Here is a 13,405-nt window from a genome sequence, read left to right as displayed (position 1 = left end):
GTGACGTACTGAATTATTTGGCGCCGGCCCTGCGCTGATAGCGCGCCGCTTCGACAAAGACATCGGAATTGGCTGGATCGTCAAGGTAAGCGAAGACTTTGTCGAGGTTGCTGTCGACCAGAACGCCATCGCCGTCGTCGGTCTGGAAGGCCTGACCGTCGAGGGCTTTGTGCTGGATTGCCTGATTGATCTGCTCTGGATCGAGGTTGTACACCACCAGTTCATGTTTGTCGGTAAGTTCGAAACCGGCGATGGTGTAGTGGCCACCGAACTGCGCCGGCACTTTCGCCGACAGGTACCAGCGATTGCCACGATGCGAGACGGTGAACGGATAGGCTTCGCGCTCGCGGGGTTTGGCTTTGAAATAGGTGACGGCCTGATAGCGGTCGTTACCCAGACGGGTCAGTTCAAGGTTCATCGGCTCGCCCCAGGCATTGACGCTCGACCACTTGCCGAGCAGGCCTTTAGGCGCCGGATCACTGGTGGACAACGGCGACTTGAACGTCACCAGACAGCCACTGAGCAGCAGGAACGACAAGGCGATCAGCACGCCACGCCAGGCTTTCATTCGACACTCCCTATGAACCTGAATCACCTACCCCTGCAGGAGCTGCAAGGCTGCGATCTTTTGATCCTGATCTCTAGAAGCAAGATCAAAAAATCGCAGCCTTCGGCAGCTCCTATATTGGGATCGGCGTCAGACGGACCACATTGCGTTACACCGAAGCCAGCACCAAATGCATATACCGCGTCAGAATGCCCAGCATCTCTTCCTCAGCCAAAGGCTCGGCGTCGTTGAGCAGGCCCTGATATTCCATCCGTCCGATAATCGCCGTCAACACCTTGGCATCTTGCTGCGGTTCACGCGAGCCCAATACCTGAAACAACTGGCAGGTGCCCTGCAGCAAAATCTGCTGATGCGAGCGCACCAGAATCGCCAGGCGCGGGTTGAGCAGCGCTTCCTGACGGAATGCCTGCTCGGCCATCAAATGCTCGCGACGGTTGAGCAGCTGTCGTTGCACGTAATCGGCCATCAACCGCGCAATATTATCGGCCAGTTGCGAGCGCGACTCGGGGCTGCCGTCGCCGCTGACGACCATATCGCGTAGCAGCCCTTCGTTGTTGACCCACAGCTTGGCCATGTATTCGGCACTGCGTTCAACGTATTGGGCGAAGGTATCGGTGAGCAGGTCATCGATGTCCTTGAAGTAATAAGTGGTGGCAGAGAGGGGCACCGCCGCTTCGGCAGCCACGGCACGGTGGCGTACGGCGCGCACGCCATCACGCACGACAATGCGCATTGCCGCGTCGAGAATGTCCTGACGACGCTGCTCACTGCCCTGTCGGCTGGCCTTGCGACCCTGGTACTGAACACTTTCAGCGACCGCAGTGGCGATACCCGCTGCACCTTCTTGAGCGATTGCAACCATCACGACAGGCATTCCTCTGTTATTTGAAAAGTAACCAAACGATACATTTGTACCAGACAGGCAATAAAAAGCCGCCTGTTTTAGGCGGCTTTTTAACTGAAATGTTTACGCTTGCGGTCGCATGTGCGGGAACAGGATCACATCGCGAATCGACGGCGAGTTGGTCAGCAACATCACCAGGCGGTCGATGCCGATACCTTCACCGGCCGTTGGCGGCATGCCGTACTCCAGCGCGCGAACGAAGTCGGCGTCGTAGTGCATGGCTTCGTCGTCGCCGGCGTCCTTGTCGGCCACCTGTGCCATGAAGCGCTCGGCCTGGTCTTCCGCATCGTTCAACTCGGAATAGGCGTTGGCGATTTCACGGCCACCGATGAACAGTTCGAAACGGTCGGTGACGTTCGGGTTGTCGTCATTGCGACGCGCCAGCGGCGACACTTCGAACGGGTACTGAGTAATGAAGTGCGGCTGCTCCAGCTTGTGCTCGACCAGTTCTTCGAAAATCATCACTTGCAGCTTGCCCAGACCTTCGAAGCCCAGCACCTTGGCGCCGGCCTTCTTGGCGATGGCGCGAGCCTTGTCGATGTCGTTCAGATCATCGGCGGTCAGCTCAGGGTTGTACTTGAGGATCGAGTCGAACACCGACAGGCGCACGAACGGCTCGCCGAAGTGGAACACCTTGTCGCCGTAAGGCACGTCGGTGCTGCCCAGAACCAGCTGCGCCAGTTCGCGGAACAACTCTTCGGTCAGGTCCATGTTGTCTTCGTAGTCGGCGTAAGCCTGGTAGAACTCCAACATGGTGAATTCAGGGTTGTGACGGGTCGAGACGCCTTCGTTACGGAAGTTGCGGTTGATCTCGAAAACCTTCTCGAAACCGCCAACCACCAGACGCTTGAGGTACAACTCAGGCGCAATACGCAGGAACATTTCCATGTCCAGCGCGTTGTGGTGGGTTTCGAACGGCTTGGCCGCAGCGCCGCCGGGAATGGTTTGCAGCATTGGCGTTTCGACTTCGAGGAAGTCACGCTGCATCAGGAAGCTGCGAATGTGCGCAATCACTTGCGAACGTACGCGGAAAGTCTGGCGCACTTCTTCATTGACGATCAGGTCAACGTAGCGCTGACGGTAGCGTTGTTCAGTGTCGGTCAGGCCGTGGTGCTTGTCCGGCAGCGGGCGCAGCGACTTGGTCAGCAGACGCACGGTGGTCATTTCAACGTACAGGTCGCCTTTGCCCGAACGAGCCAGGGTGCCTTCGGCAGCAATGATGTCGCCCATGTCCCAGGTTTTCACCGCGGCCAGGGTTTCTTCGGACAGGGTCTTGCGGTTGACGTAGACCTGAATGCGACCGGTCATGTCCTGGATCACCATGAACGAGCCACGGTTGAGCATGATGCGACCGGCAACCTTGACCGGGATTGCAGCCTCTGCCAGCTCTTCCTTGGTCTTGTCCGCGTACTGTTTCTGCAACGCATCGCAGTAGTTGTCGCGGCGGAAGTCGTTCGGGAAGGCATTGCCCTTGGCGCGCTCGGCAGCAAGCTTTTCCTTGCGCAGGGCGATCAGGGAGTTTTCTTCCTGTTGCAGGGCTTGCGGATCGAGTTGTTGGTCGCTCATGTCTTTAGATATTCCATCAGGTTCGTTGCCCCCGGGCCTTGCAGCCCGGGGATCGCCAGCAGGGCTGGCTCCTACAGGGATCGCGTTGAATCAGCCGATCCTGTATTGCGTCTTTTACAGCCCCGATTTCAGGCTGGCTTCCAGGTATTCGTCGATGTCGCCATCGAGCACCTTGTCGCAGTCGCTGCGTTCGATGTTGGTCCGCAGGTCCTTGATTCGCGACGCGTCGAGCACGTAAGAGCGAATCTGGTGACCCCAGCCGATGTCGGACTTGGTGTCTTCCAGCGCCTGGGAAGCGGCGTTGCGCTTCTGCATTTCCTGCTCGTACAACTTGGCCCGCAGCATTTTCATGGCGGTGTCCTTGTTGGCGTGCTGGGAACGCTCGTTCTGGCAGCTGACCACGGTGTTGGTCGGTACGTGAGTAATACGTACGGCCGAGTCGGTGGTGTTTACGTGCTGACCACCGGCACCCGAGGAACGATAGGTGTCGATCCGCAGGTCTGACGGGTTGATGTCGATTTCCACTTTGTCATCGATCTCTGGCGAGACGAAAACCGCGGAGAACGAGGTGTGGCGACGGTTACCGGAGTCAAACGGGCTCTTGCGCACCAGACGGTGCACGCCGATCTCGGTCCGCAGCCAGCCAAAGGCGTATTCACCCTTGATGTGCACGGTCGCGCCCTTGATCCCGGCAACTTCACCGGCGGACAGTTCCATGATGGTCGCGTCGAAACCGCGTTTGTCAGCCCAGCGCAGGTACATGCGCAGCAGGATGTTGGCCCAGTCCTGGGCTTCGGTGCCGCCGGAACCGGCCTGAATGTCCAGGTAGGCATTGTTCGGGTCCATCTCGTGGCTGAACATGCGGCGGAATTCGAGTTTGGCCAGGTTGGCCTCGAGACGGGCCAGTTCAGCGACGACATCGCCCACTGCGCCTTCGTCGTTTTCTTCGACAGCCATGTCGAGCAGGTCGCGGCAATCGGCCAGACCGCCGTTCAATTCGTCGAGGGTATCGACGATTTGCGCCAGCGCAGAGCGCTCGCGGCCCAGCTCCTGGGCGTATTCAGGTTTGTTCCAGACACTCGGATCTTCAAGCTCGCGATTGACTTCAGTCAGACGCTCATGCTTTTGATCGTAGTCAAAGATACCCCCGAATAGTTTCGGAGCGCTCGGACAGGTCCTTGATGGTGTTCAGGATCGGGTTGATTTCCATGGCGGGCAGCACTCGTTGGCGAACTTTTGAAAGCCGGCGAGTATAACGTAATCGGGCTGTAACGGCAGCCCGTCTGGCGGGGCGAATCGAGCATTAATGAACTGTAGGGTTTGCATTTGTCGTGGGAGTCGGGTTACTCGATCCCGACCTGATTACGGCCATTGTTCTTGGCCAGATACAACCCGCGATCCGCCGCCGAGATCAGCAAGCGGCAATCGCTGCCCGCCTGCGGCACCATGGTCGCCAGACCAATGCTGATAGTCAGGCTCGTCCCTTCGCTGGGCGCAATGTGTGGAATCTTCAATGAAGCCACGGTCTGGCGCAGTTTTTCCGCCACCAGCCGTGCGCCGCCCGGCGAAGTATTCGGCAGCACCAGCGCAAATTCCTCGCCACCGTAACGCGCCGGCAAGTCCGACGGGCGCGCACTGGCATCGCGAATGGCCGTGGCGACCTTGCGCAAGGCTTCATCGCCTTCGACATGGCCGAACGTGTCGTTATAGGACTTGAAGTAATCAACGTCGATCATCAGCAACGACAACTGGCTCTGGTCACGCAACGAGCGGCGCCATTCCAGCTCCAGATATTCGTCGAAGTGACGGCGGTTCGATAGCCCGGTCAGGCCGTCGGAGTTCATCAGGCGTTGCAGCACCAGGTTAGTGTCGAGCAGCTGCTGCTGACTGACGCGCAGCGCTCGATACGCCGCGTCCCGTTGCAGCAACGTCATGTAGGAGCGCGAGTGATAGCGGATGCGCGCCACCAGTTCGATGGTGTCTGGCAGCTTCACCAGATAATCGTTGGCCCCTGCGGAGAACGCCGCGCTCTTGATCAGCGGGTCTTCCTTGGTCGACAGGACAATGATTGGAATGTCCTTGGTCGCCGGGTGATTGCGGTACTCGCGCACCAGACTCAAGCCGTCCAGACCGGGCATCACCAGGTCCTGGAGAATGACCGTCGGCTTGATCCGCACCGCTTGCGCAATGGCTTGATGCGGGTCGGAGCAGAAGTGGAAGTCGATGTTTTCTTCGTTCGACAGCCCACGGCGCACGGCTTCGCCGATCATCGCCTGATCGTCTACCAACAACACCATGGCGGCATTTTCGTCGGTTTTAATGTCGTCGATCTGTAAGTCATTCATGGGCTGTCACCTGAGTACTGCGGAGGCCAGGATTGCGGATAAAACTGTTCATTTCGGGAAAATCTCCAGCAATCGTGGCGCTATCTTTTCCACTGGGCGGATTTCTACGGCGGCATCGATCGCCGCGGCAGCCTTGGGCATGCCGTACACCGCACTGCTTTGCTGATCCTGGGCGATGGTCAAATAGCCCTGTTGGCGCATGAGCTTAAGCCCTTGCGCGCCATCTCGCCCCATTCCGGTCAATAAAACCCCGACCGCATCACCGTTCCAATAACTGACGACGCTCTCGAAAAACACATCGATCGAAGGTCGGTAGATCTCGTTGACCGGCTCGGCGGTGTAGGCCAGCGTACCGTTTTTCAATAAGCGGATATGGTGGTTGGTGCCGGCCAGCAGCACAACGCCGGCCTGCGGCGGTTCGCCTTCACGCGCCAGACGCACGTCCAGACCACTGGCGCTGGCGAGCCATTCGGCCATGCCCGCAGCGAACACCTGGTCAACGTGCTGCACCAGCACGATGGCCGCGGAAAAATTGCGCGGCAACCCCTTGAGCAAGACCTCCAGCGCCGCCGGCCCGCCAGCAGACGAGCCGATCGCCACCAGCCGCTGGGGCGAGCCCGAACTGCGCTGGGGCATTGGCGCCGGCCGCGCTCGCGGGGTTTTCTCGCCGATCAGCCAGCCGATGTTGAGGATTTTACGCAGCAACGGTGCCGCCGCTTCCTGCGCATTGCCTGCGCCAATGGCCGGCGTATCGACCACATCCAGCGCGCCATGCCCCATCGCTTCGAAGACCCGGTGTACGTTCTGCTGGCGATCGACCGTCACAATGACGATGGCACACGGCGTCTCGGCCATGATCCGCCGGGTGGCTTCGACGCCGTCCATCACCGGCATGATCAAATCCATAAGAATCAGATCCGGCGTATTTTCCGCGCAGAGGCGCACCGCCTCGGCGCCGTTGTAGGCGACCCAGACCACCTGATGCGCCGGCTCGAAGGCCAATGCCCGGCGCAAGGCCTCTACCGCCATTGGCATGTCGTTGACGATTGCGATTTTCATGCCCGTGCTCCTCCGATGAGCTCGACCACTGCATCAAGCAGGGCGTCGTCATGAAAACTGGCTTTGGCTAAATAATAGTCGGCGCCGGCGTCCAGTCCACGGCGGCGATCCTCTTCGCGATCCTTGTACGAGACGACCATCACCGGCATTGATTGCAAACGGTTGTCGCGGCGCAACAAGGTCACCAGTTCGATTCCGTCCATGCGTGGCATGTCGATGTCGGTAATCAGCAAATCGAAATTCTCCGAACGCAGCGCGTTCCAACCGTCCATGCCGTCCACCGCCACAGCCACGTCGTAGCCGCGATTGAGCAGCAGCTTGCGTTGCAGTTCGCGCACGGTCAGCGAGTCGTCGACCACCAGCACCCGCTTGCGCGCTGCCTCTGCGGCTTGGTTGCCATGACGGGCGATGCGCTCCAGGCGACCGGTATTGAGCAGTTTGTCGACCGAACGCAGCATGTCTTCGACATCGACGATCAGCACCACCGAACCGTCATCGAGCAAGGCGCCGGCGGAGATGTCCTGGATTTTGCCCAGACGCTCGTCCAGTGGCAGTACGACCAACGTGCGCTCGCCAACGAAGCGTTCGACCGCTACGCCGTAAATCGCTTCGCGCTCACGAATCACCACGACCTTCAGGGTTTCGCTGCTGTTCTGACTGGCCGGGCGGTTCAACAACTGACTGGCAGCGACCAGCCCGACATGCCGGCCTTCGTGCCAGAAATGCTGACGACCTTCGACCTGAACGATGTCATCGCGCTCCAGGTCGCACATGCGTTCAATGTGCGCCAGCGGGAACGCGTAGGCTTCTTCACCGACCTCCACCACCAGACTGCGGACCACCGACAGGGTCAGCGGCACTTCCAGATGAAAACGGCTGCCCTCGCCCGCCGTCTGCTCCAGCTCCACCGCACCTCGCAACTGGCGCACCATGTGCTGCACGGCGTCGAGGCCGACACCACGGCCGGACACTTCGGTCACCGTGTCGCGCAGGCTGAAACCGGGCAGGAACAGGAAAGTCAGCAGCTCCTCTTCACTCAACTGCGCCGCTGTTTCAGCTGGGGATAATTGGCGCGCGACAATGCTGCGGCGGACTTTCTCCAGATCGACGCCGTTGCCGTCATCGCTCAACTCCAGCACCAGCAACCCAGCCTGATGCGAGGCGCGCAGGCGGATCAGGCCCTCCTCGGGTTTGCCACTGAGCAAGCGCTGTTCCGGGGTTTCAATGCCATGGTCGACAGCGTTGCGCAGCAGATGGGTGAGCGGTGCTTCGAGTTTTTCCAGCACATCGCGGTCGACCTGGGTTTTCTCGCCTTCGATTTCCAGTCGCACCTGCTTGCCGAGGCTGCGGCCCAGGTCACGCACCATCCGCGCCTGACCGCTGAGCACGTCAGCAAAGGGACGCATGCGACAGGCCAGTGCCGTGTCGTAGAGCACTTGTGCACGCTGGCTGGCTTGCCAGGCGAACTCATCGAGTTCGGCGTTCTTTTCGGCCAGCAGCTGTTGTGATTCGGAAAGCAGGCGCCGCGCATCCTCCAACGCTTCCAGCGCCTCAAGGCTGAGGGCATGCTCCTTGAGATGGACATTGAGGTTTTCCAGCGCGCGCAGGCCATTGTTCTGCATGCGCTTGAGACGCTGCATGGTGGCCAGATGCGGTTTGAGGCGCTGGGTTTCCACCAGTGATTTGCTCGACAGATCGAGCAGGCTGTTCAGGCGCTCGGCAGTGACGCGCAATACGCGCTCGCCCCCCTCAGCGGTCCGCCTGTTTTTGCGGGGTACTGGTTCGGATGTTTCGACCAAGGCTTCCATGGAAGGCGCTGGCGCAGATTCAACTGGCGAAGGCGCTTCAAGCTGCAACTCGGCCATGACGGGGGCGGTGACCGGAATCGGCGTGGCCGACGGGTCAAGCAGTTGCCCCATCAACGCCACATACGCTTCGATGTCTGCCGGTTGCGGCGCACTCGCTGGCGTCGCAATACGCATCAGCAAATCGGTGCCCTGCAATAACGCGTCGATGTGTTCCGGGCGCAGCAGTAACCGCCCCTCTTGGGCGCTGACCAGACAATCTTCCATCACATGGGCAACGCTGACGCCGCTGTCGACGCCGACGATCCGCGCCGCACCTTTGAGCGAGTGCGCCGCGCGCATGCATGACTCGAGGTGATCGGCCTGGGTCGGGTTGCGCTCCAGTGCCAACAGCCCTGCGCTGAGGACCTGGGTCTGGGCTTCGGCTTCAAGGCTGAACAGCTCAAGCAGCGAGGCGTCGCGCATTTGCTCGGGGGTCATGTGAGGCTCCGGGTCACGGCGGACAACAGCTGTTCTTCATTCAACCAACGCAGGCTGCGACCCCGCAATTGCAGCACGCCACGGGTGAATTTGGCACTGGCTTGAGTACCGGACTGCGAGGCGGCATCAAGAATTCGCTCGTCAATGGCATGAATGCCGTCGACTTCATCCACCGGCAGGACCACCGGCCCGCCATCGGCGGCGATGATCAGCATGCGCGGCATGATCCGCGCGCCGGCCGCCGGTGCCGCGTTGCCATCCAGATCCAGCAATTCGACCAGCGACAAGCAGGCCACCAGTGCGCCGCGCACATTCGCCACGCCGAGCAAGGCACGCGAACGCTGGTGCGGCAACGAGTGAATCGCCTGCATCGGCGCCACCTCAACGAGGCTGCGCGTGGCCAGTCCAAGCCACTCTTCGCCGAGACGGAACATCAGGAGCGATCGGGTCTTCAGGTCGGTTTCGACCACCGCCGCCACCGGGTCGCGCTCGTCCTGCTGCAAGGCATAACGATCGAGCAGGCGTGTGGCAGCGGCGGAATACACCGAGCAATTGCGGCAATGGATGTGTTCTTCCAGCAACGGGCACGACTTGTCACCGTGGATGCCGATGCGATTCCAGCAATCATCGATGGCCCGGGCGTCTTCGTGGGTGACGTTCAAGGTGTCGGCGATCATCGTTTTCGCTCACTGTCGGCGGTGCGGCCGCTGCGTGCGGCGCGTTCCTGCAATCGTCTGGCACCGACGCTGTCGCCCTGAGCCTGCAACAGGGCAGCCAGGTGCATCAACGCTTCGGGATGTTGCGGTTCGAGGTACAAGGCTTTGCGATAGAACCCCTGAGCTTCGAGCGTCAGGCCGGCGACATCGCTGAGCAGGCCCAGCCAATAGAACACCTGCGCCACGGGTTCGTGGCTGCGCAGGTATTGATCGCATGCGGCGCGGGCCTCGGCGCTTTTGCCTTCGTTGGCCAGCGCGGCGATGTTCGCCAACAAGGTGGCGGCGTCCGGATTCGCGCTTTTGCTCGTCACTGGCAGCGGTGTCGGCGCGGCAAACGGTCGATTGCGCACCGGCGGTGGCGGCGTGCTGCGTATCGGCTGGCTGACCGGTAACGCAACCGGCTTGGAAATCGGCATCGGTTCTGGCTGTGGATGACTTTGGCGACTGAACGCAAACGACTGCGCAATGCCAATCGAGCGCATGCCCAGACGCCCAAGCAAGCTGCCCTCGGCCGGACCGATAAACAGCACGCCGTCGACGTGGGTCAGGCGCTTGAGCACCTCGAAGACTTGCTGCTGGGTCGGCTGATCAAAATAGATCAGCAAGTTGCGACAGAACACGAAATCGAAGGCTGGCTCGGTGGCCAACAGCGTCGGATCGAGCACATTGCCGACCTGCAAGCGCACTTGCTCGCGCACGGTTTCGTTGACGCGATGACCGTCCTGCTCAGCGCTGAAGTGACGGTCACGATAGTCCAGATCCTGGCCGCGAAACGAGTTCTTGCCGTACAGCGCCCGCCGCGCCTTTTCCACCGACAGCGGGCTGACGTCCATGCCGTCAACCTTGAACTGATGCGGTTTAAGCCCGGCATCAAGCAACGCCATGGCAATCGAATAAGGTTCCTCGCCGGTAGAGCACGGCAGGCTGAGAATGCGCAACGCACGCATGTTGTTCAGCTCGGCGAGACGCTGGCGCGCGAGTTTGCCGAGTGTGGCGAAGGATTCCGGATACCGGAAAAACCAGGTTTCGGGGACGATCACCGCTTCGATCAGTGCCTGTTGCTCGTCCCGCGAGCCTTGCAGCAGTTGCCAGTACTCGTCGGCGTGCGCCGCTTGCGAAAGCGTCGTGCGCTGGCGCACCGCGCGCTCAATGATCGCCGGGCCCACCGAGGTGACATCGAGGCCAATCCGCTCCTTGAGGAAGTCGAAAAACCGCTGATCGCTACTCATGACTGCGCCTCCAGTTGCGCCGGATCACGCGGCGGCGAGGGAAACAGCAACGTGCGCACGGCGTCATCGAGCAAGTCATCGACCCTCACCCACTGCACCAGCCCCTGCGCATCTTCACGCACCGGGCCGAGGTATGGCGCTTCACGGTTGTCGAGGCCGTAGGGCTGAAAATCTTCCGGATTGCAACGCAAGGTGTCGGTGGCCTGTTCAAGAATCAGCCCAAGCCATTGCCCCGGTTGATCTTCGTCCGCACGGTAGTGAACCAGCACCAGTCGCGTACTGGTCCTCGCCTCGGCGGGTTTGCCAAACGTCAGCGCGCTGAGATCGATCACCGGTACCACCGCGCCGCGATAGGCGAACACCCCGGCAACCCAATGCGGTGCGTGGGCAATCGGTTTCAATGGCAGGCGTGGCAACACTTCCGCCACTTCGGTGGCGCGCAATGCGTAGCGCTCGCTGCCGATGCGAAACAGCAGGAACAACGCCTGCTTCGCCATCTGCGCGGCGCTGCGTTTGGCGATGATTTCGCTCATCAGACTTTGAATCGCGAAACGCCGCTGCGCAGCCCGACGGCCACCTGGCTCAGTTCGTCGATGGCGAAACTGGCCTGACGCAGCGACTCGACGGTCTGGCTGCTGGCATCGCCCAACTGCACCAGCGCATGGTTGATCTGCTCGGCGCCGGTGGCCTGGGCCTGCATGCCTTCATTGACCATCAACACCCGCGGCGCCAGTGCCTGTACCTGATGAATGATCTGCGACAGCTGCTCGCCAACCTGCTGCACTTCGGACATGCCGCGGCGTACTTCTTCGGAGAACTTGTCCATGCCCATCACCCCGGCAGACACCGCCGACTGGATCTCGCGGACCATTTGTTCGATGTCATAAGTCGCCACAGCAGTCTGATCCGCCAGACGTCGCACTTCGGTGGCGACCACGGCAAAACCACGACCGTATTCACCGGCCTTCTCGGCTTCGATAGCGGCGTTGAGCGACAGCAGGTTGGTCTGATCAGCGACCTTGACGATGGTCACCACCACCTGATTGATGTTGCCGGCCTTCTCATTGAGGATCGCCAGTTTGGCGTTGACCAGATCAGCAGCGCCCATTACCGAGTGCATGGTGTCTTCCATGCGGGCCAGGCCCTGCTGACCGGAACCGGCGGCCACCGACGCCTGATCGGCAGCGGTCGACACTTCAGTCATGGTGCGCACCAGATCGCGCGAGGTCGCGGCAATTTCACGGGACGTTGCGCCGATTTCCGTGGTCGTGGCAGCGGTTTCGGTGGCGGTGGCTTGTTGTTGCTTGGAAGTGGCGGCGATTTCAGTCACCGACGTGGTCACCTGCACCGACGAACGTTGGGCCTGGGAAACCAACGCGGTGAGCTCGGTCATCATGTCGTTGAAGCCGGTTTCCACCGCACCGAATTCGTCTTTGCGGTCGAGATTCAAACGGCCGCTCAAGTCGCCGGTCCGCATGATTTCGAGGATTTTCACGATGCGGTTCATCGGCGCCATGATCGCGCGCATCAACAGCAAACCGCAGGCACCGGCCGCCAGTACGGCGACCAGCAGCGAGATGAGCATGCTGACCTTGGCAGCCGCTACTGCGTCGTCGATATTGGCCATGGCCTGATCGGCGACGGTTTTGTTCTCGCCGATGATGTCGTTGAGCTTCATCCGTCCGCTGTACCACGCCGGGGTCAGCTTCTCGTTGAACAGCTTGAGCGCATCGGCTTCCAGGTTGCGTCCGTGCAGGTCCAGCACCTGATCCTGAATCTGCATGTAGGCGTCGTGGTACTTCTCGAACGCGGCGAACTCGGTACGGTCCTGCTCGGTGGCCATGGTTTTGCGGTAGTTGGCCATTTGTTCTTGCAGGCGGTTTTCGAACGCCTTGTAATCCGCCGCATCCTCGCTGGAAATCCCCTGCCCTTCCTTTAGCCCGAGAAGTTCTTGTGTCTGCAAGTAACTATCGACCCAAGCACCACGGATCATCGAGCTGTAATAAACCCCGGGAATCGCATCATCGCGGACGCTGTTTTCACTGGCTTCGATCTTCAACAGCCGCGAATACGAGAGAACTACCATCAAAAACATGATGGCGATAATCACCGCAAAGCTCGCCAAAATGCGTTGGCGCAACGTCCAGTTCTTCACAGTGATTCCTCGTGCCTAAGTCGAAATGCGGGGAGTATAGCCGAGGGTGGTGTCTCATTAATAAGACGCTTTTTAACCCCCTGACCTGTGGACGTTAAGCACAACAGGCTCTGGCTTGCGACTTTCCAGTAACCGGAAGATGGCTGACCAGTGACGGAACGGCAAAAAATGGTGCCGGATTGGTCATTTGTTGAAAACCCGCGTTTCCGGCCAATGCTATCAATGAGCCATACTGCGCAAGAAGTTGCGCAGTTGGTCGTAATATTTCATGGGGCAATTGCCCTGCAGGCCATGCCTTTCGAGGCCTGCAGCCAAGTGCGCAAGAAGTTGCGCAGTACTGCGCAACTTCTTGCGCACTTTTGCCCTCGCTCCCCAGTGAAAAACCCTCACAATCGCAGGCCAGAGCACTCTGCCCCCCGCCCTCCGGGGACTTCGCAAAACCTGGCACGCCCCTTGATAACAGTCAGGCACCCACCGGGCGATTTCGCCTCCCGGGCACCTTAAATTTATCCGCAAGGAGAGCACCCCATGGCAACACCAGCGTACATGTCGGTTACCGGCGAAAAACAAGGCCTGAT

Annotated in this window: 11 protein-coding genes; all 11 read right to left on the bottom strand. The window is 60.2% G+C overall.

The window, feature by feature from the left end; translation table 11 throughout:
• Window positions 1–13: 13 nt before the first annotated feature.
• Window positions 14–568, bottom strand: coding sequence for a hypothetical protein (locus H8B20_RS00055; protein WP_210622019.1), 555 nt, complete (start codon window positions 566–568; stop codon window positions 14–16).
• Between the two features lie 148 nt (window positions 569–716).
• The gene (locus H8B20_RS00050; protein ID WP_047299889.1) at window positions 717–1,430 is read right to left on the bottom strand and encodes a TetR/AcrR family transcriptional regulator; all 714 of its coding nucleotides are present in this window, start codon (window positions 1,428–1,430) and stop codon (window positions 717–719) included.
• A 105-nt stretch (window positions 1,431–1,535) separates the two neighbouring features.
• Window positions 1,536–3,038, bottom strand: coding sequence for a lysine--tRNA ligase (lysS, locus tag H8B20_RS00045; RefSeq protein WP_047299888.1), 1,503 nt, complete (start codon window positions 3,036–3,038; stop codon window positions 1,536–1,538).
• Window positions 3,039–3,152: 114 nt separating this feature from the next.
• Window positions 3,153–4,248 (bottom strand): peptide chain release factor 2 gene (gene prfB / locus H8B20_RS00040; RefSeq protein ID WP_115146367.1). Its coding sequence is split into 2 segments (ribosomal slippage): window positions 3,153–4,175 and window positions 4,177–4,248, totalling 1,095 coding nucleotides; the frame shifts between segments, so codons are not numbered across the junction.
• A gap of 133 nt (window positions 4,249–4,381) precedes the next feature.
• Window positions 4,382–5,383 (bottom strand): response regulator, encoded by a 1,002-nt coding sequence (locus tag H8B20_RS00035; RefSeq protein ID WP_042560882.1) that lies wholly within the window; start codon window positions 5,381–5,383, stop codon window positions 4,382–4,384.
• Between the two features lie 48 nt (window positions 5,384–5,431).
• Complete coding sequence (gene cheB / locus H8B20_RS00030) at window positions 5,432–6,442, bottom strand: chemotaxis response regulator protein-glutamate methylesterase (RefSeq protein ID WP_210622018.1); 1,011 nt, start codon at window positions 6,440–6,442, stop codon at window positions 5,432–5,434.
• Window positions 6,439–8,727 carry a hybrid sensor histidine kinase/response regulator gene (locus tag H8B20_RS00025; protein WP_210622017.1) on the bottom strand — a complete coding sequence of 763 codons (2,289 nt, stop codon included), beginning with the start codon at window positions 8,725–8,727 and terminating at the stop codon, window positions 6,439–6,441. The genes cheB and H8B20_RS00025 overlap by 4 nt, the downstream gene beginning before the upstream one ends.
• Window positions 8,724–9,404: a chemotaxis protein CheW gene (locus H8B20_RS00020; RefSeq protein ID WP_210622016.1), complete on the bottom strand. Its 681-nt coding sequence runs from the start codon at window positions 9,402–9,404 to the stop codon at window positions 8,724–8,726. Before H8B20_RS00020 ends, H8B20_RS00025 begins: the two co-directional genes overlap by 4 nt.
• A complete protein-coding gene (locus tag H8B20_RS00015) occupies window positions 9,401–10,672 on the bottom strand; it encodes a CheR family methyltransferase (RefSeq protein ID WP_210622015.1) in 1,272 nt (423 codons plus the stop codon). Before H8B20_RS00015 ends, H8B20_RS00020 begins: the two co-directional genes overlap by 4 nt.
• Window positions 10,669–11,205, bottom strand: coding sequence for a chemotaxis protein CheW (locus H8B20_RS00010; RefSeq protein ID WP_042560888.1), 537 nt, complete (start codon window positions 11,203–11,205; stop codon window positions 10,669–10,671). The genes H8B20_RS00015 and H8B20_RS00010 overlap by 4 nt, the downstream gene beginning before the upstream one ends.
• On the bottom strand, window positions 11,205–12,827 hold the full coding sequence (locus H8B20_RS00005; protein WP_042560889.1) for a methyl-accepting chemotaxis protein: 1,623 nt from the start codon (window positions 12,825–12,827) through the stop codon (window positions 11,205–11,207). Before H8B20_RS00005 ends, H8B20_RS00010 begins: the two co-directional genes overlap by 1 nt.
• Window positions 12,828–13,405 lie beyond the last annotated feature (578 nt).

This window comes from Pseudomonas sp. P42 (genome assembly GCF_017973755.1).
Taxonomy (GTDB): Bacteria; Pseudomonadota; Gammaproteobacteria; order Pseudomonadales; family Pseudomonadaceae; genus Aquipseudomonas; species Aquipseudomonas iridis.
Note: the sequence above shows the minus strand (reverse complement) of the source record. Positions and strands in the feature narration are given on the sequence as shown.